The 25,861-nt window shown below is 71.7% G+C and carries 24 protein-coding genes; 14 read left to right on the plus strand and 10 right to left on the minus strand.

Annotated elements, in window-relative coordinates:
- Positions 1-30 precede the first annotated feature (30 nt).
- Positions 31-663 carry a hypothetical protein gene (locus ACFZBX_RS33370; RefSeq protein WP_391537542.1) on the plus strand — a complete coding sequence of 211 codons (633 nt, stop codon included), beginning with the start codon at positions 31-33 and terminating at the stop codon, positions 661-663.
- Positions 664-1,052: 389 nt separating this feature from the next.
- Here ACFZBX_RS33370 and ACFZBX_RS33375 read toward each other — a convergent pair whose 3' ends face one another.
- The 3 genes from ACFZBX_RS33375 to ACFZBX_RS33385 all read right to left on the minus strand — a co-directional run bounded on the left by ACFZBX_RS33375 (position 1,053) and on the right by ACFZBX_RS33385 (position 3,702).
- Positions 1,053-1,271 (minus strand): hypothetical protein, encoded by a 219-nt coding sequence (locus ACFZBX_RS33375; RefSeq protein ID WP_391537543.1) that lies wholly within the window; start codon positions 1,269-1,271, stop codon positions 1,053-1,055.
- A gap of 858 nt (positions 1,272-2,129) precedes the next feature.
- A complete protein-coding gene (locus ACFZBX_RS33380) occupies positions 2,130-2,306 on the minus strand; it encodes a hypothetical protein (protein ID WP_391537544.1) in 177 nt (58 codons plus the stop codon).
- Between the two features lie 1,159 nt (positions 2,307-3,465).
- A complete protein-coding gene (locus tag ACFZBX_RS33385) occupies positions 3,466-3,702 on the minus strand; it encodes a hypothetical protein (protein WP_391537545.1) in 237 nt (78 codons plus the stop codon).
- A 253-nt stretch (positions 3,703-3,955) separates the two neighbouring features.
- Here ACFZBX_RS33385 and ACFZBX_RS33390 point away from each other — a divergent pair, with 253 nt between their 5' ends.
- On the plus strand, positions 3,956-4,393 hold the full coding sequence (locus ACFZBX_RS33390) for a hypothetical protein (RefSeq protein WP_391537546.1): 438 nt from the start codon (positions 3,956-3,958) through the stop codon (positions 4,391-4,393).
- 44 nt (positions 4,394-4,437) lie between these two features.
- Here ACFZBX_RS33390 and ACFZBX_RS33395 read toward each other — a convergent pair whose 3' ends face one another.
- The 7 genes from ACFZBX_RS33395 to ACFZBX_RS33425 all read right to left on the minus strand — a co-directional run bounded on the left by ACFZBX_RS33395 (position 4,438) and on the right by ACFZBX_RS33425 (position 13,706).
- Positions 4,438-6,252 carry a hypothetical protein gene (locus tag ACFZBX_RS33395; RefSeq protein WP_391537547.1) on the minus strand — a complete coding sequence of 605 codons (1,815 nt, stop codon included), beginning with the start codon at positions 6,250-6,252 and terminating at the stop codon, positions 4,438-4,440.
- A 223-nt stretch (positions 6,253-6,475) separates the two neighbouring features.
- Positions 6,476-7,894, minus strand: a complete 1,419-nt coding sequence (locus ACFZBX_RS33400; RefSeq protein ID WP_391537548.1) for a replicative DNA helicase — start codon at positions 7,892-7,894, stop codon at positions 6,476-6,478.
- Positions 7,895-7,985: 91 nt separating this feature from the next.
- Positions 7,986-9,179, minus strand: coding sequence for a hypothetical protein (locus ACFZBX_RS33405; protein ID WP_391537549.1), 1,194 nt, complete (start codon positions 9,177-9,179; stop codon positions 7,986-7,988).
- Positions 9,180-9,609: 430 nt separating this feature from the next.
- Positions 9,610-10,452 carry a DUF1932 domain-containing protein gene (locus ACFZBX_RS33410; protein WP_391537550.1) on the minus strand — a complete coding sequence of 281 codons (843 nt, stop codon included), beginning with the start codon at positions 10,450-10,452 and terminating at the stop codon, positions 9,610-9,612.
- 41 nt (positions 10,453-10,493) lie between these two features.
- Positions 10,494-11,702: an HAD-IA family hydrolase gene (locus tag ACFZBX_RS33415; RefSeq protein ID WP_391537551.1), complete on the minus strand. Its 1,209-nt coding sequence runs from the start codon at positions 11,700-11,702 to the stop codon at positions 10,494-10,496.
- Entirely contained in the window at positions 11,699-12,712 is a 1,014-nt protein-coding gene (locus ACFZBX_RS33420) for an AAA family ATPase (RefSeq protein ID WP_391537598.1), read from the minus strand. Before ACFZBX_RS33420 ends, ACFZBX_RS33415 begins: the two co-directional genes overlap by 4 nt.
- Positions 12,713-12,908: 196 nt before the next feature.
- Positions 12,909-13,706: a GntR family transcriptional regulator gene (locus tag ACFZBX_RS33425; RefSeq protein WP_391537552.1), complete on the minus strand. Its 798-nt coding sequence runs from the start codon at positions 13,704-13,706 to the stop codon at positions 12,909-12,911.
- Positions 13,707-14,068: 362 nt separating this feature from the next.
- On the opposite strand from ACFZBX_RS33425, the gene ACFZBX_RS33430 reads away from it, so the two are divergent.
- The 12 genes from ACFZBX_RS33430 to ACFZBX_RS33485 all read left to right on the plus strand — a co-directional run bounded on the left by ACFZBX_RS33430 (position 14,069) and on the right by ACFZBX_RS33485 (position 25,809).
- Entirely contained in the window at positions 14,069-14,896 is an 828-nt protein-coding gene (locus ACFZBX_RS33430) for a hypothetical protein (RefSeq protein ID WP_391537553.1), read from the plus strand.
- Positions 14,897-15,063: 167 nt separating this feature from the next.
- On the plus strand, positions 15,064-15,486 hold the full coding sequence (locus ACFZBX_RS33435; protein WP_391537554.1) for a hypothetical protein: 423 nt from the start codon (positions 15,064-15,066) through the stop codon (positions 15,484-15,486).
- Positions 15,487-15,491: 5 nt separating this feature from the next.
- Positions 15,492-15,623 carry a hypothetical protein gene (locus tag ACFZBX_RS33440; RefSeq protein WP_391537555.1) on the plus strand — a complete coding sequence of 44 codons (132 nt, stop codon included), beginning with the start codon at positions 15,492-15,494 and terminating at the stop codon, positions 15,621-15,623.
- A gap of 239 nt (positions 15,624-15,862) precedes the next feature.
- Positions 15,863-16,117, plus strand: a complete 255-nt coding sequence (locus tag ACFZBX_RS33445) for a hypothetical protein (protein ID WP_391537556.1) — start codon at positions 15,863-15,865, stop codon at positions 16,115-16,117.
- Between the two features lie 139 nt (positions 16,118-16,256).
- Positions 16,257-16,487 (plus strand): hypothetical protein, encoded by a 231-nt coding sequence (locus tag ACFZBX_RS33450; RefSeq protein ID WP_391537557.1) that lies wholly within the window; start codon positions 16,257-16,259, stop codon positions 16,485-16,487.
- A 94-nt stretch (positions 16,488-16,581) separates the two neighbouring features.
- Positions 16,582-17,160, plus strand: coding sequence for a hypothetical protein (locus ACFZBX_RS33455; protein WP_391537558.1), 579 nt, complete (start codon positions 16,582-16,584; stop codon positions 17,158-17,160).
- Complete coding sequence (locus ACFZBX_RS33460; protein WP_391537559.1) at positions 17,157-18,887, plus strand: DUF2637 domain-containing protein; 1,731 nt, start codon at positions 17,157-17,159, stop codon at positions 18,885-18,887. The genes ACFZBX_RS33455 and ACFZBX_RS33460 overlap by 4 nt, the downstream gene beginning before the upstream one ends.
- A 172-nt stretch (positions 18,888-19,059) precedes the next feature.
- Positions 19,060-19,620, plus strand: a complete 561-nt coding sequence (locus ACFZBX_RS33465) for a hypothetical protein (RefSeq protein ID WP_391537560.1) — start codon at positions 19,060-19,062, stop codon at positions 19,618-19,620.
- Between the two features lie 326 nt (positions 19,621-19,946).
- The gene (locus ACFZBX_RS33470; RefSeq protein WP_391537561.1) at positions 19,947-22,400 is read left to right on the plus strand and encodes a hypothetical protein; all 2,454 of its coding nucleotides are present in this window, start codon (positions 19,947-19,949) and stop codon (positions 22,398-22,400) included.
- Positions 22,401-22,403: 3 nt separating this feature from the next.
- Complete coding sequence (locus ACFZBX_RS33475; protein ID WP_391537562.1) at positions 22,404-22,799, plus strand: hypothetical protein; 396 nt, start codon at positions 22,404-22,406, stop codon at positions 22,797-22,799.
- A 13-nt stretch (positions 22,800-22,812) separates the two neighbouring features.
- Positions 22,813-25,098 (plus strand): helicase HerA-like domain-containing protein, encoded by a 2,286-nt coding sequence (locus ACFZBX_RS33480; RefSeq protein WP_391537563.1) that lies wholly within the window; start codon positions 22,813-22,815, stop codon positions 25,096-25,098.
- A gap of 138 nt (positions 25,099-25,236) precedes the next feature.
- Positions 25,237-25,809, plus strand: a complete 573-nt coding sequence (locus ACFZBX_RS33485) for a type IV secretory system conjugative DNA transfer family protein (RefSeq protein ID WP_391537564.1) — start codon at positions 25,237-25,239, stop codon at positions 25,807-25,809.
- Positions 25,810-25,861 lie beyond the last annotated feature (52 nt).

Below are 25,861 nucleotides of genomic sequence, written 5' to 3' on the forward strand. Positions count from 1 at the left end.
TCAGGTTGGACCTAACGAGCGGGAGCAGCGATGAAGGTTCGCATCGTCCTTGAAGACCCGGCCCCGGAGGACCTCGACCGTCTCCGGGACTTCCTGGCGCCCTACACCCCGACCGTGGAGATCCAGCACGACGACACCTGGACCACCGACCGGATCGAGCGGTATTTCCTGGCCCTGCCGCCCAACGCCCAGCGGATCCTGGAGGAGGCGATCGCCCGCGGCGGCTATGTGGAGGCCGAGGCGCTGCGCGGCGACGACGGGGCGGCCAGCCTCAAGGGGCACTCGGCCGGCCTCAAGCGGGTGCTGGACCGCGGCGTGCGCGAGGGCTGGTGGCCCGATACCATCGCCGCGCCCGTCCAGGCCCAGGGCCCCGGCTTCGGCAAGGTCGTCGGCTACCGGATCACCGCCGACCTGTTCGACGCGTTCAGCGACGCGGTCCTCTCCCTGCCGACCAACCGACGCGCCATCCTCAGCCAGGAGATCACCCAGCGCGGCCCGGGGGTGCCCTGGGACGCCCAGCTCGCCGTCGAGGTCCTCGGCATCCACGGGCTCGACACCACTCCCAAGGGTGCCCGCGCCGTCCTGCGCCACCTCGCCGAGACCGGGCTCATCGTCAAGACCGACCCGAACCGCGCCGTCTACCGACTCGCCGCTGACCAGTAGCCGTCGCCGGGTACCCGGGGTCGCGGCGGGGCGAGCGCGGGGCGGTCGTGCGCCCCGGACCCGGCTGTCGGCGGTTCAGGACGCCGAGGTACTCCTCGCTGCGTGGTCGTGAGCGTGGCCCAGTTGCGGCCTGGGCCGTGGCCACGCGGTGGTGCGCTGAGACCTGCCGGATTGGCCGCGCCGCATATCGAAGCGATATGCGGCCCCCGGTACCGAGCGGTACGCTGAATGCGGCGATAGATTCTGGTCATCGAAACGCGGTCCGGATTGAACCGCGGACCGGGAACGAGATCGGCCGCCGCCCCGGGTTCCGTGCACGGAGGGGGACGGCGGCCTCGCAGGTGACGACGGCTCACAGCCGGGGCGGCTACCCCTGCTGTGAGCCGATCTCAGTCGCCGAGAACTCGCGCGATCCGGGCGGCGATCTCCGCCACGGCTACCCCACCGGCCTTCACCGCGCCGAGGATGAAGGCGTGGTGCTCGCGCACCCGCTCCAGCTCGGCTCCGGCGCGGACGGTTTCGGCGAGGTCGCGCAGTGCCTCGGTGGTGAGATCGGCTTGACGATCCGCATCACCGTTCCCCAAGCCACTCTCGGACCGAGTGCTCATGGGCAACTCCCTTCCCTATGGCGCGGTGTCCGGGCCACCCCGGGCGCCACGTGGCCGCCCGGGATCAGGGAAAGGTGCTGGTGTTCAGGGTAGCGGTCGGTCACCATCTTTGAGTCGCGGAGAAGTGCACAAGGTGACACGGTATGGATGGCATCATGACCCCCTCAGGGCGGCCGCCACCAGCCGCGCGTGACCTCGCCGAGGTCCTTGTGGGTGTGGTGACGGTCCGTCGGCCAGGACTTCACTGACCAGGGATCATGGGGGGATGACGTCTCCCGCCCGCCGGCCGCTCGGCACCGGCCCGCAGCCCGCTGTCCTCACTGTTCCCCAGTCCCCGGCACCAGCCGACCCGGCCTGGCCGCTGCTGCCGGACCCGCCCGGACGGCGACCGCTGTGGAGCGGCCCTCGCGGGTAGGTTCGCGAGGCCATGCAGATGCGCTCGAAGCGGTGCCACGCAGCAGCGCGACGTCCAACAGTGAGGTTCACCATGTGCATCATGGTGTTCTTCAGCATGAGGTGACTCATCTTCTACATGCACACCATGAACGACCTGCGGGAACGAGCTGTTCATGAAGGCCTCGTTCTACGAGGACACCGAGGCCTTGATGGCCATCGAGGCCTCCTTCAGCGCTGTCATGGAGACCGAGACGTCTATGCCGGTGTCCTTGCTATGGTTGGCGGTGAACCATCCCGAGCAAACGCAACTCACTGCTCGGTGTAGTCGACCTCGACAAGCGTCGAGGAGCAGGAACAAGAGAAGAGCGGGACCGCTCCCCTGCAGATGAAGACGGTCCCGCTCCGTGGTTCACTGCTAAGAGACGGCCGGGGCTGCAACCTCGGCCTTCTCGCTGTCTGCGATCACCACGGCCAGTGGTTGAGGCCGAACCCGATGATGGGCCCCGCCACACCGAGCGCTGCGCCCACCCACTTCTTGCGGGCAACCTTCGAGAGGATCCGCTCGATCCGCTCGATCCGCTCGGTCAACCTCTCCAGCCGATTAATGACCGCGTCCAACGACTCGTCGCGGCGCTCCACCGACGATCCCTCCCCACCCTGCGCGGGGTCGGTCTCGTGTCCGTACTCAGGCCCGTGGCCCATGGTGGAGGTCCTCTCTTCCAACTGGTTGTCGCAGCCCCCTGGATGGGGGGCTGAGCGGAAACCCCTGGAGCCGTAAGCGGCACCGGGCGTCCGGCCGGGACGCCCGGCTGGAAGAAGAACTGGGGTCAACTCTACCGGTCAGCACTGCACTCATGGGCAGACAAGAGCCCTAGCACGGTCACCACCGTCCCCACCTGCCGAAACGTCAGCTCAGGGGTACCTGTTCAACGCCCGTGTCGAGACCGGATCCTCCCGCGCAAAGGTCAACGGGCCTGAACATCGGTGAACCCGACCACACGGCCGGGGACGTCGACCAGACCGCCGTCGAGCCCGGCGTCCCGGCCGGGCGCCGGCGGCTGTGGAGCGGCCCGCGCGGATGAGGATGTAGTCGTACCACTCGACCGTCGGCGCGGTGCCCCATCTCACCGCCGCCTGAACAGGCTGCTCCACCAGGAGCGAAGGGGCCAAGGCTCAACCTCGTGCGGGTGCAGGACCCGTCGGCAGTCCTCCGCAAGGCGTCCGACAGCGAGCTCCATCAACCCCTGGTCCTCCCTCGCGAAGCGCAGCTGGCTCGCGGTGAGCTCCTCTCGGTTCCGGCCGGCGGTGACAGCAGCCGTCCAGTCGCTGAGGCGACCGACCACGACCTCGATGTGCATCGCGGCCGACTCAGCGGAGTGGGCGACGGAGTACGGTCCCTCGACCACCACTGCACCGACCGCGCGGGCGACCGCACCGCGTTGCTCCTCCAGGTCCTGGAGCCGGGTCTGGGTCGAGGCGATGGTGAAGCCGCGGCCGTGTCCCGGCGGGCGAGGACAGCGGTCGCGCAGGCCGCGTAGGCCTGGCGTCGCGCCTTCTGTTCCTCCAGGGCTGCGCCTGCCCCTTGCTGGTGGTCCGGGCGACGCCGAGGGTGCCCACGACGCCGATCACCGCCACCGTGACCGTCCCGCCGATGCCCGCCAGGCCGAGCAGTACCGCTGAGTCCATCCGCACAGTGTGCTCGGCCCCGGAGAGCACCTCGTCAACGGGGAGCTGATCCGCACGCCGCCACGCACCGGGGGCGCCGGGAGATCTGCTGGTGCCCCCGGCGCCCGGTCTTCTACTTCGGCGGGGTGGCCACCATCCGGTCCGCCGACCACAGCACGACGGCCTGGGCGACGACGGCCGGGACGGCCAGCAGGCCGAGGCAGACCAGCGCGGCCGTGGGCGCCTCCATGCCGCTGGCCTGGAGACGGAAGCCGATCCAGGCGTCGGCCCCCGCGGCGACCGTCGCCAGGCCGCCGGCGGTCAGCCGCAGCTGGAGACGGCGCGGGCGCGGGACATCCTCGCTGGTCAAAGCGGTGGACTGCTCCGGCCGGGCCTGCGGAGGTGGCCGGACCGTGCGGGCGGTCCGCTGGGCGGGGGGTGGCGCCGTTGGTGCGGGCGGCGGCCATCGCCGCTCGCAGGCCGGCCTGGACCCGGCGGGCGGTCGCGTTGACGTCCTGGTGGTCGGCGAGGTCGGCGGACCCGGCGAGGGCCAGGTCCGCGCACTCGCCCACCGCGGTGCGCAGGGAGCGTGCGGCCCAGCACGACCCGCACAGCCCGCCCACGTGCTCGCTGCCGCAGTCCTCGCACGGCAGGGCCCGGCGGGCAGCCTCGGCGGCCTCGGCTCGCGCCCGCTGCTCGGCCCGGCGGGCGTCGGCCTCGAGGCGCCACTGCTCGGCCCGCTCGCGGTCGACCACCTGCTGCTCGGCGCGCAGCATCGCGTGCCGGTACAGGTGGGCGTCCACGTAGGCGCACCGCTGCTCGCCGGTGGCGTCGGCCGGGAGCTGAGCGGCGGCCTCGAGGACCAGGGACCGGTGCCGGGAGCGGCGGTCGGCGAGCTGCTCGGCGCAGGTCACGCAGGAGGTGCGGGAGTCCAGGCGGAGCCCGTCGTCGCACGCCGGGTGGGTGCAGCCGGCCTGCTGCGGCAGGCCCTTGACCAGCAGCCAGGCGACCGGATCGGTCACCAAGGCGCTGCCGCCCTCGGCATGCAGGCGGTGCCGTAGCCGACCGGCCAGCATCAGGGCAGCCTGTCGTTCTTAGCTGTGCATCAACGACCCTCCCGGCTGATGAATTCATCGTTGACGTGACGGGTGGCGACCCGATGGGCAACGGAGAGCAGTTCTTGGTGCTCGGTGTCCAAGCTCAGCGGTTGATGGGAGCCCTGGCGGACCTGGAAGAAGGCGATCGTCCCCCGTGGGGGCATGGGGTCGCCGCCGATCAGCCGGAGCATCTCGCCGGCGATGTCGTTGAAGCCGTGGACTCCGTTCTCGGCAAGGTCGGTGCAGTAGGCGTTGATGGTGGGCGTGCCGTCTACGAAGATCCGATCGACGCCGGACGGAGCGCCCGCGATTTCCTTCATCCGGTTCACGGTGAGGGTGGTGATCTCGATCTCGCCTTCGGCGGACACCAGGGCGCAGGTCAGAAGAGGGCTGTGATCGTCGGCCGGTTCCCGTTGCGCGATGAAGTCGAGAACGTCGGTTGGGCCTTCGTCAACGGGCGCGGAGTCGCCCTTCGGGAAGGCGTCCTCGAGTTCGTCGTAGAACTCGACCGGTGGGCGTTCCTTGATGCGCTGCTGGAGGCTGCGTAGGGCAGAGTAGTCGGCTTCGGCCTTCTCGATCCGGCGCAGGATGTGCCGACCGATCGGCAGGATGGCCGGCGTGGCCATCCAGTTGGGCAGCTCGTACTCAACGACTGGTCGGTCCTTCGCGTAGCCGACGCCCTTGGCCAGGTTGGTGACGGCGGCGGAGGAGACCATGCCCGGCTTGACCCATGGAGTTCGGGCACCCCACGCCGCAGAGCGGGATACTGCGCTCCATGCGACGGCGACCATCTGCCCGACGGTGAAGCCGGCGTCGAGCGCGTCCCGGGCGGTCTGGAAGGCCTCGGGCAGTCGGTCGTCGGGGATGGGGGCTTCGTTGTACTTGTGAGCGAGGAGTCCAGCGAGGTATCGGACAACGAGATCGGCCTCCAGATCGAGGACCTGGTCCTGCAGCTCGGCGAGCCCGATCTCCTCCTCCAGGATGAATTCCACCGTGTCCCGGGCGATTGTCTGGGCGTCGCCGCCGATGCCGAGCCAGGCCGGCAACCGCCACGGGACCTGGGTCACGTACACACCGGTCACACTGTCTTTGTCGTCGAAGCCGAAGTCGCCCACCGTCGCGGGGAAGGTCGGCACCATCCACCGCTTGTTGTGCAGTTCCTTCAGGGCCTCCACATCGCCGTCCCCGGTGCCGGTGAAGGTGTACTTCGCCGTATTCATGGGGCCCACGGACTCCCTCTCGGCGGACTGCATGATGCCGATGGCCGCCAGCAGTACGAGCGCAGCCCTCGCCGACGGGCTGTCGCTGGCCGCGTCGACCTCTGCCTCCCCCGTCAGCCACTGTGACGCGTTCTTCACACGCCGCTCGGCGCGTTCCTTCTCGACGGCGCGGGCGTGCTCGGCTTCGCGGGCCTGGGCTTCCTTGGATGCGTTGACGCAGTCCAGGCAGTGGTACTTCCCCGTGGTCGGCGTCGTCGGGAACAGGCCGTGGCCCCAGACTCCAACCGCGGCCATCTCCGACCGGGTCGTGACGGTCAGAGGGGACTGGCAGCCGGGGCACGTCACCGTGAGGAGCGAAGCGAACGAGTTCTCCTTCGCGATCTTGGAGGCGCCCGAGCCGATCGCTGAGACGGGGCGGGCCCATACTCCGGGCTCCGCGAACTCCCAGTACGACGCGCAGATCTCGCGCAGTTCCTCCGGGACCTCCGGCGTGATGTGGATCTCGACCAGCGGATTCGTCGCGCTGGGGTACAGGATCCGCTTGCTCTCGACGGCCTTGTCACGTCCCTGTTCGCGGGTCCGCCGACGCTGACGCTTACCCATTCGCACTCCCCTTGTGCCCCAGTGAGGAGGACCACCGTAGCGACATCGGTCCCCGACCGCAGACGACGGTCAGATCGTCACGCACCGGTAATCGACATTCGAACACCGGCGAGCCCCGCTACAGCTGTCTTCCGCAGGGCGATCACGGCCCTGCTCGACTCCGCGGGTGCGGGCGGGGCTGCCGAACGCCCTGAAGGCCGTTCAGGGCCGCTCTCGTGGTGTCTCAGTCGCGGGCCATGGAGGCCAGCCGGGCCATGTGGCCCTGGAAGGCGAGTGGGACGACCCGGCCGGAGGGGCCGGACCGGTTCTTGCTGATGATCGCTTCGACCGTGCCGGCGGCCGGTCCGGTGTCGGTGCCGTCTTCGGCGAGCTCGCGGTGCAATAGGACGATGATGTTGCTGTCCTGCTCGATGGCGCTGGCGTCCTTGAAGTCGGAGACCTTGGGGCGGTCCCGGTTGGCCGCGTTGCGGTTGAACTGGGCGAGCGCGACGACCGGGATCTCGAACTCGCCCGCGATCATCTTGAGGCCGCGGCTGATCTCCCCGACCTCCTGCGCGCGGTTGGCGTTGGCCTTGGTGTTTTCCGGGGTCATTAGCTGGAGGTAGTCGCAGACCAGCATCGCGGGCATGTGGCCACGGGAGGCCATCCAGCGCAGCTTCGCCCGCAGCTTGGACAGGGTCTGGCTGGCGGAGTCGTCCAGGTAGAAGTTGTGGGCGTTGCGCATGACGTCGCTGACTTTGGCGATCTTCGCCCAGTCGTTGTCGTCCAGCTTGTGCTTGACCAGGCGCTCCAGATACACGCCCGACTCGGCGGAGGTCAGGCGGGCCATCAGTTCCTTGCCGCTCATCTCCATGCTGGCGACCAGGACGGGCTTGTTGCGGTGCAGCGCGACGTGCGCGGCGAGGTTCATGCCGAACAGGCTCTTGCCGCCGGCGGTCGCGGCGCCGACCGTCATCAGGTTGCCCGGCAGCAGTTGCACGACGTCGTTGATGTCCGGCCACGGCGTGTCCAGCGCACGCGGGTCCAGGCCCCGCTCCTGGTCGTCGATGAAGTCTTCCCACCGCTCGGCAACCGTCAGCCGCGGCGCAACGTCGGCGGTGCCGGCCACCAACTGCTGGAGTTCGGCCATGGCGGCCTGGACCGCCACGGGCGCCTCGCCCACAGCGGCATAGCCCTGCGAGGCGAGCCGGGTGCCGGTCTTGACCAGCGCGCGCCAGGCCGCGAAGTCGCGAACCGTCCCGGCGTAGTGCCCGGCGTTCGCGGCCGTCGGTACCGCGTTGACGCAGGTGTGAAGGTAGCCGGCGCCGCCGACCCTCTGGAGCTCGCCGCGGGTGGTCAGCTCCCCGGCCACCCGGATCGGGTCGGGTGGGGTGTTGCCGCCGGAGCGGTCGTGCAGGTCGAGGATCGCCCGGTAGATCGTCTCGTGCGCTCCGCGGTAGAAGTCGCCGGGCCCGTTCAGGGTGGCGATGACCTCGCTGATCGCTGCAACGGACAGCATCATCGCGCCCAGCACGGCCTGCTCGGCGTGGTGATCGTTCGGCTGTTCCCGCTCCAGCGCCTGGCGGGCCATCGGAACCGGCAGCGGGTCGTCCTCGGACCCCGGGCCGTAGTCGTCGGCGAAGTCGGTGTCTGCGATGCTCAAGGGTGGAACTCCTGGTCAGTGAGTGATGAGGCAGGTTCCGCAGGGCGGCTGGACCATGCCGGGTCCAGCCGCCCGCTTCGTTGCTGAAGGGTCAGTCGGCGGCCGGACGAGCGGCCGACGGGTTGCACTGCGGGCACGGCTGGAGCCGCAGGAAGCCGGCTTCGTCCCGGCCCTGGATCATCCGGGAGATCGGGTCGCAGTCCGAGATGCCGCAGTGCTGCGCCTGGTCGACGTTGTCCGGCGCGGTCCGGGGACGGGCCACGCTCGGAGCGTTCCGGTCGCGCAGCACGACGTGCCGTGCGCGCAGCTTGTCGATCCGGGCCCCGATGGCGGAGGACGGGTCCTTGAGCCCGCCGGCCGTGCGGTGGGTCAGGTCGTAGACCAGGACGTCGTCCGGCTCGGTGTAGCCCAGAAGTGGCATCGCCGCCAGCAGCCGGGGCGCGAACTTCTTCGCGTCCCGCAGCCCGCACGCGAACGGCGCGGGCAGCTCCATCAGGAACTGGACGATCGTCTGGAGCTCCTCCGGCATGGGGGCGGGGTTGTTGTTCCTCGCGGAGCGAGTCCCCCTCCCCTTCCCCGTCCCGGCGTCAGCCGAGACGGACGGGATCGTTGTGGCACGGGGGTTAGGGGGGGTAGTTCCTACCTCCGGGGGGTGTGGGGGGGAAACGCTTCCGTCGGCGTTGTCAGCGCCCACGGTCTGACCTGCGGAAATGCATCCTCCACCGTGGGTCCTGTCACCGCCCACGGTGTCACCGTGGGCGGTGACAGGACCCACGGTCTGACCTGTGGAAATGTCCTTTCGTTCCGTCCTGCCCGTAGCCGTGGGCGCTGTCACCACCTGCGGTGTGACCTGCGATGATGCCGGAGCGCTGTCAGCGCTGAGCGGCTCCGACGGCATCCAGTCCGGGTTGTACGCGGGCCGCCGGTACAGCTCATACCCAGCCGCACCGAACTGGCCTTTCGCCTCGTTGATCTGGCCGATCCGGCGCAGGAAGCCGGCCTTGGTCAGGTTGCGGAAGGACTGCTGCACCGCGGCGCGGCCGACCAACCCCTCGCCCTTGCCGTTGGTGTTCTTGACGCCCTCCGCTCGCAGCGCGGCGAGGATGGCGGCCTGAGTGGGCTTGGTGCCTCCGGCCACCATGAACATCAGGTGCAGCAGGACCACCGTGTCCAGCGGGTCGGGCAGGCCTGCGCCGTAGACCATGTGCATGTGCACGGTGACCTCGGTGACCGGCTCGTTGCCCGGGATGACCCGCATGGTGTCGTCGTCATGCAGCCTGTTCACCTTGCCACCCCCGATCCGGTGGCGGGCAGCAGGGCCAGCCCGGCCTGGACAGGCTGGCAACGGACGAGCAGCGCGGCCTTGGCGGTGGGCGGGATGCGGCGGGCCGGAGTGACATGGCCGTGGCGCTGTTGCTGTGTGATGGGGCGGGGCAAGGGGGGCGCTACCTCTCGAGTGGAGCGCCGTCACGGGGTACCAGCAGGGAGTAGTCAACTTGGGCGAGGAGACGGGTGTCTCTCGCCCGGGGACGGGTATGCCTGGTACCGTCGTGACGACGCAGTATTCGGAAGCGATAGCGGCCCAAATCTTGGCGGATGCAGGGTCGCTTTCGCGTTTCTGGAGTTGTGTGAGGTGCCCGGGGGCACCAGGCGAGCCTAGCCCCGCACGGGCGCAGTCCGAGCGCTTTCGGGGCGTGTCCTCGCCCTACTGATCGTCAGGTCGGTGGTCGCACCGACTTCCCCTTCCCGTACGGGCCGGATGACCGCAGCATCTCCAGCGAACCTTCCACCGAGAGCGCGCCGTCGTCCTTGGCATCCGCCCACCGCCGCAGCGTGCCCGCCACTGCGCGCAGGGTCTCGTCCGGCAGGCCAGCCGCCCGCAGGGTGTCGGCGGCCTCTTCCAGCTCCGGTGCCCACCGCCACGCCCGGGACGCCGTCTTGGCGATGTAGTCGGTCTCGACCAGATAGCTGCCGCTCCGCTTGCTGGCTACGTCCAGCAGCGCCTGGTCGACGCCGTGGTGTTGAGCCAGGCCGTAGGAGAGCGCGGCAAGCACCCGGGACGCTTTCTGGTATGCGCTGTAGGAGACCTTCAGCGCGGAGGCCTGCCCGATCTCTCCGCCCAGGACCGCCGTTGACACTGCGGTCCCGCCGAACATCGCGGTCAGCAGTGCGGTGGCGTCGGACGGCCCGGAGAGGAACAACCGCGTGCGCTTGCCGCCGGCCGGCGGGGAGCCGATCACGGAGCCGTCGAGTACCGCCCGCGCGCTGCGACCCACCAGGTCGCCGATCCGGCACACCCGGTCCGGGCTGATCGCGTTGCCCTCGACGTACACCCCGGTGAACCCGAACTCGGCGACCTCACGGGCGACGTCCTCGGCGGCGGCCGGCGGGCACAGGCTCAGCACGACCTCGGCCCGCTCCAGCAGCCCGCCCAGATCGGCCGCCGGCTCCAGCCCGGCCTCCGCCGCGCGCCGAACGGTCGCCTCGCTGCGCCCGGCCGGGCACCACAGCACCCGGGTCCCGGTCGACGCCGCGCAGGCCGCGACGGCCGCGCCCATGCTGCCCGGATGCAGCACAGCGAGGACAGGCTGAGCCGCCGTCATCGCACACCACCCGCAATGTGCGCGATAGCTTCGACCGCGGTCGACGTGATGTGGTCCGGCTGCGCGCCGCCCGGCCAGTTGCGGCCGTGCGAGATCCAGATGGTGCGCAGCCCGGCGGCTCGGCCGCCGGCGACGTCGAGGTCAGCGTTGTCGCCGATCATCCACCCGCCCCGGGAGAGGTTTCGGCCGACGTTGGCGGCCGCGGCCTCGAAGATCCCGCGCGCCGGTTTCCGGATGCCGATGGCTCCGGAGATGCAGACGGCGTCGACTGCGTCGGCGATGCCGGAGGCCTTCAGCTTGGCGTGCTGGATCTTCGCGCCGCCGTTGGTGACGACGACAACTTGGTGGCCAGCCTTCCGTACGGCGGTTAGGGCCTCGATCACGCCCGGGAACGGCGTCACCAGGGCGGCGAGCTCCGGCTCGTACCGCGACCAGAGCTCGCTCGGCGAGTCCGGGAGACCGAGCTCGGCGCACAGAGCCTCGATCACGTCGAGGTCCGCCCGGATCTGCATGGCCTCGAGCATCCGCTGCTCGACCGCCGGCCCCAGATCGTGTTCCGTGCAGTACCCGGCCACCCAGGCTGTCACTGCGGCGAGCCGGTCGATCAGCGTGTCGTCGAAGTCGACCAGCACCAGGTCGCCGTTGCCGCGCGTGGCGGTGAGCGCCTGGCGGATCTGCTCGGCGGCGGCCTCGGGCCCGACCTTGTCGGTGCGGATGGTCAGGTCGAAGCGGAAGTCGGGGTTGTCGTCGAGGTCGGCCCGGGTCGCGTCCCACGCGGCCAGCCGCGCCGTAGTGTCCGTGTCGCCCCGGCCGATCGATCGCGCCTCGGTGATCTCCCGCGGACACCGCAGCAGGACGGTCAGCCATTGGGCAGGGTAGCGGTCGAGCACTGCCCGCACCCCGTCGACCTGCCCCAGGTGCATCACCGGCACGCCGTGCGCGAAAGCCTCGTCCAGGCCGGGACGATCCGTCACGTACGTGCTCTCGTACCGCGAGTTCTCGTACACGACGGCTCCCGACGCCCGCAGCTCCTCGAGCTGCTCCGGCGTACCCATCCGGTACCCGGCCGACCGGCCCGGTCCGATCTTCACCCGCGAGAACAGCGAGAAGGCCGGGTCGATGTCGCTCAGGGCCCGGGTGACGGTGTCCTTCCCGGACGCCGGCGGCCCGTACAGGATCACGCCGCGCGAGGCTGCCGTGCTCATGCGTACACCTCCCGGATGGCTTGCCGGGCCTGGTCGGCGAGGGAGATCGCGGCGCCGAGCCGGTTATCGACGACCAGGTGCGGCACGGCCGGCCGCAGGTCGACATCGATCGTCTGCAGGTACTCGTCCCACCGCCCCAGCTTCCAGGCGTCCCGGGCAGCCGAGCGGAACGCGACGTACTCGCGCATCGACTCCGGGTCGCACTGGACCCAGATTGGCGCGACGTCGACGCCGAGCGACGCGCACCGGTTCGTGAGCCGTTGCATCCAGCCCACGTTGGTCATCTCGGCGATGAACGGCGCGGTGAGCACGGTGGAAATCCGGCAGCCGATGTTCGCCCAGGCGGCCTGCATCAGGCAGTCGTACTCCAGGTCGCGCACCTGCTCGCGGTACAGGTCGGTGTGCCGGTCGTGCGGGTCGCCCCCCAACGAGACCAGCAGGCGCTCCACCAGAGGCCTGGTCAGCGGGTCCTTGTCCAGCAGCGGCCAGCCGGTCAACTGGGTGAGGAACTTGGCGAACTCGGTCTTCCCGGAGCCAGCGTAGCCACCCACCAGGACCACGACCGGGCGGTGCGGGTCGCCACCGGTGTGCCGGCGCTTCCAGGCGTCCAGGATCCGCTGCTGCACGCCCAGGTGGTCGGCTTCGTCGCTGCCAGCCGCGATCCGGTGGATCGCCCGCTCGACAGCGAGCACGTGCCCGCCGTTGTGCTCGTCGCTCGCCGGCGTCAGGCGGAAGGTCGTTTCCTCGCCCGGCAGCGCAGCGCGGAATCCGAGCTCGGGGTCGGTCGCCCGGTACAGCAGGCAGTATGCCCGCCGGTAGTGCGGACCGGGGTAGACCTCACCCTGCTCGTGCTGCCACAGCGTCTGCGGGTTGGCCGCCGGGATACCCCGGAGCCTCGCCTCCTCAGCGACCTGACGTAGCCGCTCCCCCGCTCGCTCCAACGTCAGCCCGTGCGCTTCCCGCTGCGCACGCAGCAGGTCAGGCCGCCACCCGGTACGTCCCTTGGCCATGCCCCCACCCTCCAGTGTCACCATGCCCGGCAGCCTAGGGCTGACCAGCCAGAACCCATGTGTACGCAGATGTGAATACGTGTGTACGACGTCGTTGATGGAGCTGATGACGCAGCTGTGATTCCTCGTCAGGTCTCCAGCCGCTGTGATGTACCTCGCAAGCGGCCAGGGGATTCGGGCGAATTGGAGGTGAGCATCAGTGGCCGTCCTCGGCATTGTCGCTACCGGCAGGGCGGGCGCTCGGGTGTCGGCTGATCGAGTAGCCAATTTCGAAGAGTTCGCTGCTCATGCGGGTGTCGTTGACTTCGACGACCTGTCCGGTTGGCGAGGTGGTGACCCGCAGTACGCGCAGCAGCGGGACGCCGACATCGGTCGGCAAGCCCAGTGCTTCGGCTTCCTCGGGCGACGGCATTCGCGCGGAGACGGTCTCGCGCCACGCGAGCGGACCGTGGCCCATCTCTTCCAACCTGTCGTAGATGCCACCCGGCCCGGTGTTGGCCTCAGCCAGTTGAGTGTCCCGGGCCAAGTCGGCCGGCAGGTAGCTGGTTGCCAACTGCATGGGGGTTCCCGTCTCGGGATCTCCCATCACCCGGTCCCGCACCAGGACTTCGGCTCCCGGCTCCAGGCCCATGAGTCCAGCCAGGTCAATCGGGACCACGCCCCAGCTGATCGTCGGGGCCTGGAGAGCCTTCCACGGCTGGGCGGTGGGATCGAAGTAGTAGCCGATCTCGTCCCGGAAGACTTCGCGGGACCGGGTGACGCGCATCTTCTCGGGGCGCTCGCGGACGATCGTGCCGCGGCGTCGGATCGCAACCACCAGGCCCTCTTGCTCCAGCAGAGCGATAGCACTGCGGACGGTTTGGTAGCCGGCGCCGTACTGCTCCTGGAGCTCCGTCAGCATCGGGAGTTTGTCGCCGGGCCGGTAGTGCCCCTCGGCGATCTTCTGGCGCAGGTCAGCGGCGATCTCGCGATACGAGGCGGCCACGGCGGTCACCCCTTTCTAAGGCTGGACGGACCAAGTCTAGCGATAGCTCTATCAGGCGCAGACGGTGCGACACAACATCAGTCGCGACATATAGCTATCGGTATTGACATCATGTCGCCAGTCCGCTCTACTTGGCAATAGCGATAGCTATAACGCTTCGTAAGGAGTTAGGGCATTGCTGTCACCACCCACAACTTCATAGCTCGACCTGCGCCGAGCCGCTCACGGCACATACGGGTGACGATCCACGAGGTCCCCGCCGCCGGGCTACGGACAGCTCTCCGCAGCGGTTGCGCTGCCCGCCCCCCACGGCTCCGGCCGTGGCGGTCGGAGAACGCAACGGCACCCGCCCCGAGACGAGGGAGAACCCCATGCGTCACAACGGCCGGCCTCCCTTGAAGGCCTCGAAGATCCGCGCCACCCACATCACGCTCAACCCCGGCGAGCCCGTCACCATCGTCTGCACCGACTGCGGCACCTGGCGCAAGCTGACCCGTTCGATGATCCCCGCGCACCGCTTTACCGACCTCGGCCGCGACCTGATCGGCGCTGATGGCCGCCAGGTCCGGCGGGACACCCGGTGCCCCGGCAGCGGCCAGCGCATCGAGATGGACCTCACCGTCGCCCGCTGGGTCACGCGGATCGAGGACGGCCTCGCCGAGGTCGCCGCCCGCCGGCCGACCACCGTGCTCCGCAAGGTGAAGGCGCCGCTGCCCCCGGCGATCCATCAGCTCACCTCGGCCGCGCCGACCGCCGACACCGCCCACGCCGCCTACGTCGGGCACCGCAGCCGCTGCGCCGCCTGCACCGACCCCAAGCGGCGCTGCACTGACGGCCTTCGCCTGGGAGCTACCTACCTTGAGCTGGTGCGCCAGGAGGAGCAGGCCCGGACCGAGCGAGCCGTCGCCGACCGGGTCCGCGCCGAGCGGGAACAGTGGGACGAGGACCGCATCCAGGCCGATGAGCAGCTTCGGCGCCGTCAGGGCCTGTGGGCCGAGCGGTACCCCGCGGCCGAGACCACCGACATGATCCGCCGGAGCACCTCCTACGCCCTGCACGCGGACAGCCGCCGCCGTCTCTACGGCCCCGACCTCCAGATCGAGGACCGTGACACCCGCGAGCAGTCCCGCGCGCTGGCCGAGACCCGCACCGAGGCCGCGATCCGTGCGGCCAGCCCGCTGCGCAAGCGCGCCGCCTGACTCCCCATCACCGCACGAACCACCACGGCCGCAGCCCACCCGCAGATCGCGGGTGGGCTGCGGCCGTGGCTGCTCGTGCAGCCAGAACGCAAGAGGCCCCGGGGCTGCACCCCCGGGGCCGAGTCGGTCGCACCACCCACCCCGCTCAGGACGAGAGGAACACGACCGTGAACACCATGATGGCACTCTCCGACGACATCCCGGAGACCACCGCCGCCGCCGACCTGGACGAGCTGTACGGCCGGTACGCCGGCCGCCTGCTCGTGGCCGCCGCCGAGCAGCTCGCCGACATCAGCCCGGCCGCCGCCGACCTCGACGAGGACCTGGCCGACGCCGTGTGGGACGACGTCGCCGCCGGCCTCTACCCCGACGAGAACCGCGGCCTGGAGGGCCTGCTGGTCCTGCTGCGCGACAAGGTCCGCCGGGTCCGCACCCGGGCGACGGTCGCGAGCGAGGCGGTCCGCGAGGTCGTCATCGACCTGGACGACCTCGCCGACACCGGGCCCGCCTCCACCGGCGCCGTGCGGCCGCTGCCGGTCACCGTCTCCGCGGCCGTCGCCACCCTCCGCTCCCTCCCCCTGGCCGGCTGACCCCGATGAGCAGCCAGCACCTGGGCGACGCCGAGGTCGCCCGCCGCATCGCCGCCGCCAACGAGGCCGCCGCGGCCGCCGAGCGCGCCCGCCAGGAGACCGACAGGCTCCGCCAGCAGCAGGGAGGCAACAAGTGACCCGCACCGACCCCACGCTCTGCCGCTCCTACGGCGGCGGCGGAACCCCCGGCACCCCCGCCCCGCAGAACCCCCCGATCACCTCGAAGAAGGGCAGCAAGTGAGCAGCCCCGAGGACCAGGCCTGGACCCAGCGGCAGATGGACGAACTGCTGCGCCGGGCCCGCGAGATGCACGCGAAGGCACAGGCCGAGAAGGCCGGCAAGAAGTAGCAGCCACCAGACGAGAGGGGAACCGCCCGTGAGGACGACCGAGGAGTACGCCGCCTGGCAGGCCGGGCTGGAGCAGATGAACGCCGCCTACGAGGGGGCCGACCACGCCGAGTACCTGGCGTACATGGACGGGCTCGACGCGCGCGACGTCGCGGCCTGGGCCGCCCCGGTTCTGGAGCGGCCGGTCACCGGCGGCGCGCTCCTGGAGCAGCGGCATGTGCTGGACGAGGCCGCCCACCCGCAGCTCGTCGAGGCGTTCTGGCGCCTCGCCGCCGCAGCCTGACCGTCGCCCGTTGCTGTCGTTCGCCGCTGTCCTGTCCCCGGCTCAGTCGGGGACAGGACAGCGGTGTTCGTCGGTGCCTGACGACCAGGAGCACCGCGCTGCGGCCGGGACCGTCCCGGCCCTCATGAGGAGGAACGCCATGGCCCAGCAGGAGACCCACAACACCGTCACCGGCTCGTCGGTGAACGGGGGTGTCGTGCAGATCGGCACCGCGACCGGCCCGATCAACACCGGCAACGGCACGCAGTACAACGACCTGCGCACCGGCGGCGTGGAGTTCCACGGGGCCGGCGGCAGCTACGTCGAGCACGGCACCACCACCGTCGTCGACGGCCGGTCGGTCAGCAGCATCCGGCTCGACCGGCTCTGACCGCCCCCACCCCATCGCGCGCCGTCGTGGACGGCTCCGTACCCCGCGGAGCCGTCCACGACGGCGCTTTCTCCCCTCTTCCCAGGAGGCTCTGATGCTCACCGTCACGACCACCGGCCAGATCGCCGCCTGGCGCGGCCGCGTCGAGCAGGCCGAGGCCGACCTCGCCACCGCCACCGACCAGCTCGCGGACCTCATGGACCAGCAGCGCGACCCCGACGAGCAGCTGCTCGCCGCGCTCTCCGACCTCGCCACCACCCGCGACGCCCTCGCCCGCGCCGAGCAGACCGCCGCCGAGGCGATGGCCGACGAGGCCCGGACCAAGAGTGTGTGCGACGTCATGGTGAAGGACGCGGCGGCGCAGCTCGCCGCCCGCGAGCGCACCATCGTCCGGCTGCGCGCCGACCTGGAGCAGGCCCTCGCCAGGAAGTCGGCCGAGCCGGAGCTGCCGGAGCACACGGTGCTGCGGTTCCTCGCCGTCGGCGGGGGCCTGGTCGTGGTGACCGTCGAGGACCGCAGCTACGCCTGGCGGTGCCTGGCGTGCGGCGACGACAGCGGCCACTACAGCACGCGGGACGACATGCGCCGCCGGGCCAACGACCACGCCGCCGGCTGCCGGGCGATCCCGGCCCGGAGCGGCGACACCACGAAGACGAAGGAGGAGGTCAGGTGACCGACAGCGTGTATGTCGAGGGGCAGCGCGACGACAAGTCGACGCCGGTGGAGCAGCGGATTGTGCTGGCGCGGTGGGAGAAGGTGCTGGCGGGTGTCGGGGCGGCGCTGGCGGTCGGTGTGTCGACGATCGGCCTGGTCGCCTCCTACAAGGCGGTGGAGGCGAAGGCCGCGCTGCCGGTCGAGCGCGGCGGCTGGGGCTGGGACGAGCCGTGGATGCTGCCGGTCGCGGTTGACCTGGCGATCCTGGCGTTCGGCATCGTCAATCTGCTGCTGATCCGCTGGGAGCGGGAGGCGGCCTGGGTGAAGTGGGTGCCGAGGGCGCTCACCGGGCTGACGATCTGGCTGAACTGGCAGGCCGGTGCTTCCGGCACCGCGGCCGCCGGGCACGCTGGCCTCGCCGCCCTGTGGGTGGTGTTCTCGGAGATCGCCGCGCACCTGTACGCCGGGCACATCGGCCGCCTGCGCGGCCGCCGGCGTATGGAGGGCGTCCGCCCGTCCCGGTGGCTGCTGTCCCCGATCGCCACCGCGCAGATCGCCCGGCAGATGAAGCTGTGGGAGATCACGAGCTACACCGAGGCGCTGGAGCTCGCCAGGTCGCGCGAGGTCTACCGCGAGCTGCTCACCCAGCGTCACGGCAAGCGGTGGCGGCGGAAGGCCTCACGGCAGGACCTGCTGCCCGTCACGCTCGCCAAGTTCGGCCTCACGGTCGAGGAGGCCCTCGGCCAGCCCGCGAAGCGGGCCGAGGCCGACGCTGTACGGCTCCACGAGGCGGAGGTACGGAACCGGGCGCTGGCCCTACGGATGGCTGAGGAGGAGGCTACGGAAGCCCTCGCCGCGGTCGAGCGGCAGGCCGCGATCGACGCCGCCAAGGCGCGGGCGGAGGCCGAGCGCCTGCTCGCCGAGGCCGAGCGGACCCGGGCCGAGCAGGAGGCCCGTACGGCCGCCGACGCGGTGGTACGACAGCACGAGCTGGCCCTACGGGTGCAGAAGGCGAAGGCCGACGCGGAGGCCGAGCGGCTGCGCGCCGAGGCCGAGGCCGAGGCCGCGCGGGCCACCGCCCAGGCGGAGGCGGAGGCGGCCGAGATCCGCGCCCGCGCCGAGGAAGCGCAGCTCAAGGCGCAGATCGAGCGGGAGCGGCTGGAGCGGCAGGCGGCCGAGGAGGCCCGTCTGGCCGAGCTGGAGACGGGCCGCCGGCAGGCCGAGGCCGAGGCTGAGCAGGCGCGCCACCAGGCCGAGGCCGACGCCGAGCAGGCCCGCCTCGCGCAGGTCAAGGCGGAGGCCGAGCGGGCCGCCGCCGAGGCCGCCCGTAAGAAGGCGGAGGCGGAACGGCAGGCGGCCGTAGACCTGGAGGCCGCGTCCGTAACCCGGGCCAAGGCGGCCGTGACCGAGGCCGAGGCAGAGCGTCGCGCGGCCGAGGAGAAGCGCCTCGCCGCCGAGGCCGAGGCGGCTGCCGCGCGGCTCGAGCAGGAGATGGCCGTAGCCCTGGAGAAGGCGGCCGTCGCCCACGAGAACGCGACCCGTAGCCCGGCCGAGCGCCAGGCCCTGATCGTCGCAGACCTCATCGAGCAGTTCGGCGAGAAGGTCGTGACGCTCAGCTACATCGAGCGGGCGCTCGGCGTCACCGGCGGCACCCGCCAGGACCGCCGTGACCGCGCCCGGGAGATCGTCACCGACCGCCGTGCGCAGCGCGCCGCCCAGGACGGGCCCGACGCGCTCGCCGCCTGACCGGCCGACAGCACCACGGGAGCACGGCCTCTCCGGTGGCCACCAGGACGCACCAATCGCCCTGGTGGCCGCCGAAGGCGCCGAAGCGCCGAGCACCACCGTAGCGGCCCCGCCGACCAGCCGGGCCGCTACGCCACATCACGTTTCCCCAGCTCAGAGAAGGAGCTCCACCATGACCGAGCAGTCGGTCTACAACGACCCCGCCTACGACATCACGTCCGTACCGTCCTGGAAGACGCCGCCGCTGCATGGCGCCTACGCCCCGGGCGCCCGGCTGTCCCCCCGCGCGAAGGCCGGCCTGGCCGGCGGGGCGGTGGTGCTGGTTGCGTCCGGGATGTTCGCCTGGTCGCACTACGCCTCCGTTTCGGCCGACGCGGAGGTGCGGCGGGCGCAGATCGCCCTGGACGCCTCCCGCGTCGACCTGGAGCGGCAGAAGCAGGACGCCTCGCTGGCGGCCGAGATGGCGAAGACCGGCGCCGTGGAGAGCGACGCGCAGCGGGCCCGCCGGGAGGCGGTCCAGGCCTGCGTGGCGAAGGCCGGCGGCGCGTACAACGCGATCGCCGACTGCGGGAAGGCCTTCCCGATGGAGGTCTCGCCCGGCATGGTCAACACCGCCTCCGCCGCCGCCGAGGGCGAGCAGGACGGCCCCGTGCCACTGGCCGGCCTGGTCGTCCTGGGCGCCGTCGTGGCCGTCACCGGCTACGGCTGGGCGAAGAAGCGCCTCTTCCGATAGTGACAATCCGTGACCTCCCTCCCCCCTCCCTCCCTTCCGAGAACGTCCCCCCGGAACTCCCGCTGGCCGGTCAAAGGCCCGGGGAGTTCTTTCCGGGGCCGGGAGGGAGGGGGGAGGGAGGTCACCTACAGTGAGGATCCTTGGTGATGGCGACGCCTCCCGCACCGCCCGTTCCGACCACACCCCCCACCGTCCACCTCCCCTCCCAGCCCCCCGCGCAGCCCACCGCCGAGGCCCCGCAGGCGGGCAACGGGCCGGCCCCCGCAGCTGCGGTCAGTCCCGCCCCGGGGCCCCCGAACCCGGCTGCGCCCGGCTCCGTCGCCCAGATGCTTACCCCGATCGCCCCGGCCCGCCCGGTCCCGATCGGCTCCACCGCGACCCTCGGCCAAGCCGCCGAGCCCGGCCCCGGGGGCACCGCGGCGGGCGGGGACACCAAGGGCAAGAAGAGCGGCAAGGACGATGCCGCGAGCGCGGAGGGCCCGCTGTCCGCGCTGGTGCGCGCGCTCGCCGGCCGGTGGGGCCGCACCGGCACCGCCACGACCGTCAAGCGCAGCCACGAGGTCAAGGAGACCCGGGTCTCCGGCACCTCCACCAACACCACCAACGCCAACAAGTCCGACCGCACCGCCAAGAGCGAGAACAGCTCCCAGCGTCGCTCGAACCAGGACGCCAAGAGCAGCCGGGACGCCAAGGTCGCCGACCTGAGCAACAAGACGTCGGCGCAGCACGGCAAGACCAGCAGCGAGTCGAAGAAGGCCGCCAGCACGGACGCGAAGACTTCGTCGGACGCCAAGCGCGCCGATACATGCGACGCCAAGACGTCGGCTGCCAAGGACGCCAAGACCTCCGACACCACGTCCGATACCAAGGCGGCCAAGGCGGACAACTCGTCCAAGACGGCCAAGGACGACCGCACCAGCGCGGACACCAAGTCCGCCAAGAGCTCCGACTCCAAGGCGTCGAAGGTCTCCGGCGGTTCGGCCGGCTCCGGGAGGGCGGGAAGCTCGGGATCCGGCTCGGGTGGCTCGAAGAGCGGAAAGGGGCTGGGCCGGGAAGGGAGGGACGAGGCGAAGTCCGGTTCGGGCTCCGCGAAGAACCGTGCCTCGGACGAGCCGGGAGCCAGGCGCACCAAGGGCCCGAAGCCGGACGGCACGGACGGGGGGCCGGCCGGTGTAGGCGCGCCCGTCGTCAAGCCGGACGGGCCCGGTCCGACTGGGGCCCAAGCCGAGAAGGGAAAGAAGAAGGAGAAGGAGAGGGAGGGCGGGCAGGGCAAGGCCGACCTGGTGAAGAAGGAACAGGCCGAGCCCGGCGCGAACGTCACCCCCACCAAGGCTGTGGGCGAGCCGGAGCGCACCGAGCGCCCGCGGACGCAGCCCGCCCGGGAGGCCGGCTACCGGGACGGGCGGCGTACAGCAGGTGCGTTCGGCCAGGTCCAGGCCTACCGGGACGGCGTGAAGGACGGCTGGTCCGACCAGCAGGCCTCCGACGACTCCGAGCGCAAGAAGATGAACGAGGCCAAGATCCGCAACGCCCAGCGGCCCAAGGAACCGCCGAAGCCGGGAATGGCGCCCACCACCGGATCGACCACCGATCTGGCCACGAAAGGCCAGGCGGCCAAGCCGGTCACGGGGTCGGAGCAGGGCGGTAAGGCGGCGCCGGTGGTGCCGCCCATGCCCACCACCCCGCCCGCCGTCCCGGCCCAGGCCAAGACCCAGGCGGCCACCAAGCCCGGCGACGGGCCCGGCGTCAACCCGGCCAAGCCGGTCACGGCGCCGGTCCAGTCCAAGGCCGGCGCGGCGTCCAAGCCCGGCAACGGGCCGGGTGTCGACCTGACCAAGCCGGTCACGGCGCCGGCTCAGTCCAGGACCGAGGCGGCGTCCAAGCCCGGTGGGGCGTCGGGTGTCGACCTGACCAAGCCGGCGAAGCCGGGCGGTGCCCCGTCCAAGCCGGTCACGGGGTCGGAGCAGGGGGGCAAGGCGGCGCCGGTGGTGCCGCCCAAGCCCACCACCCCGCCCGCCGTCCCGGCTCAGGCCAAGACCCAGGCGGCCACCAAGCCCGGCGACGGGCCCGGCGGTGCCGAGGTGAAGAAGCCCGCGGCCGCGGACCGCCCGCCCGGCCGGGTCGACGCCGAGACCGGTGACCGCGAGCCGGTGACCAGCACCGCTGTCCCGGCCCAGGCCGCCCCGCCGCCGGACCAGGCCGCGGCCGACGCCGTGGCCGGCGCCGTCCGGCCCACCCCGCACACCGCGCCGGATGCTCCGGCCACCCCGAGGAGGTCGCACGACCCGATGCCCGAGCAGAGCACCGCGAGCCGGGCCACGCCCGCGCACGTCAACGAGGTCACCCCCAGCACGGTCCGCTTCACCGCCGATGGCGAGGAGCGCGAGCTGGGCCGCACCGAGATCCGCACCCTCAAGGGGTTCGTGACCACGATGCGCAAGCGGGGCTCCGACCTGGCCAGGATCGCCGAGGAGAGCAAGACGGCGGTGGCCATGGCCACCGAGCACGCCCTCGCCGCGCAGAGGCTCCACGAGCGGGCCAAGGCCGTCAAGGGCGGTGACGACCTGATCTGGGAGCTGGACAACCTGGCCATGCAGTGCCGGGAGCTGTCCAGGGCGGCCGAGCAGACCGAACGCCACGCGGCCAAGGGCGCCGAGGCCGCCGCCGCCCTGGTGGTCAACGCCGACACCCGACACGGCGGCATCTACAAGGCCGTCGCCGACAGCCCGCTCACCAGTTCCGCCGAGAAGGAGTTCTACACGGACCAGCAGGGAGGCTGACCGATGGCAACGAACAAGAACAGCAAGGCGGCGAACCTCGCCTACCGCGAGCTGAAGCGGGAGGTGGCCAGGCTCGCCAAGGACGTCGTCCGTGGTGCCGAGCACCACCAGCGGCTCGCTTCGCGCTTGGCCGAGGGGGCCACGAACGTCGGCCGCACCGCCGACAACATCGCGTCGCTGAACGTCGACACCGCCACCGTCGCGGAGACCCGCGAACTCGCCAAGGCCATGCAGGCCCTGGGCAAGACCACGAGCGGCTACGCCAACCAGGCCGACACCGCCTCCCAGTACGCCCGCGCCGTCGAGCTCGAGGCGGTCAGGTCCCACGAGGGCATCCAGCAGGCCGTCGACAACGCCCCGGTCCAGATGGCCGACCGCACCTGGTACACCCAGGAGTAAGGAGCACACCGCGATGAGCACCGACACCACCCCCGCCGAACAGGCGGTGCGCAGCCCGACGGTCGAGCGGGCGGTCGCCGTCGTGGAGACCGCCGCCCCGGCGGCGGTCGCCGCGGTCCTGCCGTTCCTTCAGGGCCAGGCCGCCAGCACCGTCTCGTGCCTGCTGGCGGCCCCGGCCGCGCTCGCGGGCGCGAACTTCGCCGGCCTGCTCTCCGAGCGGACGCTGGCCGCCTTGCCGGGCGGCGACATCCTGGCCGCGCACCGCCGGCCCATGTTCGTCTCGGCGGTGGCCACCGCGACCGCCGCGGCCACCGTCACCCTCCAGGGCCTGCCCGGCGCGGACGCCCTGCTCGCCGGGTGGATGACCCTGCCCTCGGTCACCGGCCTGGTGTCCGTCGCCTGGTGGGGCGCGAGCGGGTACACCGCGTTCGTGCTGCGCAAGGTGCTCGGCAACCGGCGCCGGCGCCGCGCCGCCGTCCAGGCCCCGGCGGCCCAGGCCGCACCGCAGGACTCGCTGACACCGGCGCAGCGCGCGGTGCTGGAGCGCTGGCTGGCGCACATCTCCGGCAAGGAGGGCACCCACCCGGGCCAGGAACTTCACCTGACCGCCCACGGCCCCGAGGCGTGGGAGGGGATCATCGAGGCCGCGCCCGGCCGGCCGGTCACCGTCACCGCGGAGACCGTGTCGGGGGTGTACCGGCTGCCGCCCGCCTGGATCCGCATCACGCCGGGCCCCCACGAGTCCGCCCGCGAGATCCTGGTCCACACCGCCCAGCCCGTCAGCGAGCAGGCGCAGTACGGGCCGCTGGAGACGCTGTGGCTCCAGCGGGTCGGCAACAGGTCCGGGTGCATGCCCGGCACGCACCTCGAGGGCGCGGTGCAGGACCCGGCCACCGGCGGGGTCGCGGCGTGGATCGTCGCGGATGAGGACACCGACGCGATCACCCTGCCGGACATGGTCCGCATCGCCGGAGCCCTGCGGAAGACCACCCTGCTGGTGTCGGTCGAGCCGACGCAGGACCCGCGCCGGGCGATCCTGCGGCTGATGGACCGCTCCCCGCTGGAGGCCGGCAAGCCGCTGCCCGGACCCGAGGCACTGCGCTCGAACGCCAACGGCTTCGTCCAGCTCGGCCTGGGCATCTCCGGCAGGCCCTCGCGCCTGCAGCTGTTCGACCCCAAGGGCGGCGCCCGCCACGCCCTGGTCGCCGGCGTCACCGGCTCCGGCAAGGGCGGCGTCCTGCAGCTGCTGTGCCTGAGCTACCACGTCAACGGGATCGCGATCATCTACGCCGACCCCAAGGGCAGCAGCAACCCCGATGTCGAGGACATGTCCGCGTTCGCGGGCACCGGCAAGGACGGCGCGATGGGCGCCCTGCGCCTGGCCTACGCGATCCTGCTGCACCGCATCGAGCAGTCGCAGGCGATGCGGATGAAGAACTTCACCGCGACCGAGGAGATGCCGTTCATCGCGGTCGTCCTCGACGAGTTCGCCCAGCTCCTCTCCGAGAAGAGCGAGTACATGAAGGAGGCCGCCTTCATCGTCGCGGCCCTCGCCGAGCAGGGCCGCTCGCTGGGCATGGCGATGGTGCTGTGCGGCCAGATCCTCAACCTCGACAAGATGGGCTCCGACACGTCGATCCGCGACAACATCTTCTACGGCGGCGCCCTCGTCCTGCTGCGGTCCGACGGGGCGCAGAAGCACCGCGTCGACCTGCCCGAGGGCTTCGACGGCATCGACCCGAGCCGGATCCCCGCCTACTGGCGCACCGGCACCGACAGCCTCGTCTACGACCCGACCGTCCCCGAGGACGACCCGCGCCGGACCTTCGGTGTCGGGTACGTCGTCGGCCCGGACGAGCGGGCGGAGATGATGCGGGCCTGGATCCTGGAGTCCGCCGCCGGCCTCTGGGACGAGGACGCCATCGCCTACCCCGCGGACTTCCCCGGCTGGGAGGAGCGCGACCAGATCGCCACCGTCCCCGTCGGCCCCGCCGCCGAGGACGGCGCCGACGGTGGCGGCGCGCCCTGGACGCCCGCGCCCGCACCCACGCTCGCCAAGGAGCCCACCGCGAAGGAGAAGATCCTCGCCGTCCTGGACGAGTGGCGCGACCCCGCCGGACTGGACGTCACCTACCTGCACATCGACCAGATCATCGAGATGACCCAGGTCGCCAAGAAGACCGCCGAGAACAAGCTCACCGAACTCACCAAGAGCGGCGCGGTCGTCCGCAACCCGCAGGTGGGCGGCGAGTACGGCCTGCCCCTGACCGCCGACGCCAGCGAGTCCGTCGAGGCGTAGCCCGGCAGGCCCGCCCCGTTCTCCGCCCGCCCGGCCACCACGGCCGGGCGGGCGGATCCACACCCGCACCACCGCATCCAAGCCCCGGCCACCCCGGCCGAGGGCCCCTTACCCATGCCCTCAAGGAGGCACCCCGCCATGGCGCACACCCACCTGGTCGTCGGCACCACCGGCTCCGGCAAGACCCACACTCTCCAGCAGCTCGCTGCCCGGGCCACCACCGACCCCACCGCGACCACCTGGGCCATCGAGCCCCGGCGCGACGGCCTGACCACCACCGCCGACCGGTGCGCCGACTTCGACGGCGCCGAGCAGATGCTCGACCAGGTCCTCGACCTCGCCCGCCAGCGCGCCGCCGCCTGTGTCGCCACGGGCAGCACCGCCCACACCCCGACCGAGGACCAGCCGCGGATCCTGCTCCTGATCGACGAGGCCGACCACCTCCTGTGCCGGCCCCGCCCGGCCGAGCAGCTCCAGGAACTGATCGCCACCGGCCGCGCCCTCGCCATCGAGACCGCCGTCGCCGCCAGCACCCTGCGCCTGGACGTGTGGCCGCTCGACCTGCGCGACCAGCTCCTCGCCGGTGACATCACCGTCCACGGCACCCCGGCCCACCCGGTCCTGCCGCAACTGCGCGAGCGCATCGCCGACGGCACCGCCACCGTCCTGCCCCACGCCACCCGCACCCTCACCGCCCACTTCGGCCACTGACCGCTCCCGGCCCCTCCGAGGGCCGACGGACCCACCCCGGATCCCGGCCACC

The sequence above is a fragment of the Kitasatospora sp. NPDC008115 genome, assembly GCF_042957205.1.
GTDB lineage: Bacteria > Actinomycetota > Actinomycetes > Streptomycetales > Streptomycetaceae > Kitasatospora.

Bases quoted from the DNA above. Each gene is read 5' to 3' on its own strand.
- ACFZBX_RS33370 (WP_391537542.1), top strand. From the start codon at position 31: ATGAAGGTTCGCATCGTCCTTGAAGACCCGGCCCCGGAGGACCTCGAC.
- ACFZBX_RS33375 (WP_391537543.1), bottom strand. From the start codon at position 1,271: ATGAGCACTCGGTCCGAGAGTGGCTTGGGGAACGGTGATGCGGATCGT.
- ACFZBX_RS33395 (WP_391537547.1), bottom strand. From the start codon at position 6,252: ATGGGTAAGCGTCAGCGTCGGCGGACCCGCGAACAGGGACGTGACAAG.
- ACFZBX_RS33410 (WP_391537550.1), bottom strand. From the start codon at position 10,452: ATGGGCGCGGCCGTCGCGGCCTGCGCGGCGTCGACCGGGACCCGGGTG.
- ACFZBX_RS33415 (WP_391537551.1), bottom strand. From the start codon at position 11,702: ATGAGCACGGCAGCCTCGCGCGGCGTGATCCTGTACGGGCCGCCGGCG.
- ACFZBX_RS33420 (WP_391537598.1), bottom strand. From the start codon at position 12,712: ATGGCCAAGGGACGTACCGGGTGGCGGCCTGACCTGCTGCGTGCGCAG.
- ACFZBX_RS33430 (WP_391537553.1), top strand. From the start codon at position 14,069: ATGCGTCACAACGGCCGGCCTCCCTTGAAGGCCTCGAAGATCCGCGCC.
- ACFZBX_RS33440 (WP_391537555.1), top strand. From the start codon at position 15,492: ATGAGCAGCCAGCACCTGGGCGACGCCGAGGTCGCCCGCCGCATCGCC.
- ACFZBX_RS33450 (WP_391537557.1), top strand. From the start codon at position 16,257: ATGGCCCAGCAGGAGACCCACAACACCGTCACCGGCTCGTCGGTGAAC.
- ACFZBX_RS33455 (WP_391537558.1), top strand. From the start codon at position 16,582: ATGCTCACCGTCACGACCACCGGCCAGATCGCCGCCTGGCGCGGCCGC.
- ACFZBX_RS33465 (WP_391537560.1), top strand. From the start codon at position 19,060: ATGACCGAGCAGTCGGTCTACAACGACCCCGCCTACGACATCACGTCC.
- ACFZBX_RS33470 (WP_391537561.1), top strand. From the start codon at position 19,947: ATGCTTACCCCGATCGCCCCGGCCCGCCCGGTCCCGATCGGCTCCACC.
- ACFZBX_RS33475 (WP_391537562.1), top strand. From the start codon at position 22,404: ATGGCAACGAACAAGAACAGCAAGGCGGCGAACCTCGCCTACCGCGAG.
- ACFZBX_RS33480 (WP_391537563.1), top strand. From the start codon at position 22,813: ATGAGCACCGACACCACCCCCGCCGAACAGGCGGTGCGCAGCCCGACG.
- ACFZBX_RS33485 (WP_391537564.1), top strand. From the start codon at position 25,237: ATGGCGCACACCCACCTGGTCGTCGGCACCACCGGCTCCGGCAAGACC.